The organism is Paludifilum halophilum, assembly GCF_002245355.1.
Taxonomy (GTDB): domain Bacteria; phylum Bacillota; class Bacilli; order Thermoactinomycetales; family DSM-45169; genus Paludifilum; species Paludifilum halophilum.
This window is the reverse complement of record NZ_NOWF01000129.1, coordinates 1-419: the sequence shown is the minus strand read 5'-3', so window position 1 is coordinate 419 and position 419 is coordinate 1. Positions and strand designations below refer to the sequence as shown.

General features: G+C 53.2%; 1 protein-coding gene. It reads right to left on the bottom strand.

What is annotated here, in order from left to right; translation table 11 throughout:
• On the bottom strand, positions 1-237 hold a 237-nt coding region (locus CHM34_RS18600; protein ID WP_206093857.1), incomplete at its 3' end, for a hypothetical protein.
• Between the last annotated feature and the right edge of the window lie 182 nt (positions 238-419).

Genomic DNA, 419 nt, shown 5'->3' with positions numbered 1-419 from the left:
GGCGGGCTGAATGCGCTTCAGGATGGATTCCGCCTCGGGGCTATCCCCTTTCAGGATCGAGGCTGACAGGGGTTCCCGCACCGAGCGGGCAATACTTTCCAGTTGCGAAGCCGTGTTATAGCGATTCTGCTGTACGGAGTGAAACAGCAAAATGACGCAGAAGATGAAGACAAACAGCATTGTGACGGCAGACACCATCGCCATCTGTTGGATCGTTACGGAACGGCTGACACGCAAAATGACTCTCCACAAAACTCGAAGCGCAGGGCGCACCAGGGTGTAAACCTGGTGCGCCCGAGTATACCCGATAGCTGCACTTTTAAGAGAGACTTACAATTAGATTAAGAAAAAATCCGATCACCAGTCTGCATAAGGCACCAGCGGTTCCGGTGGTAAGTCAATATCACCCTGCCAGCCCG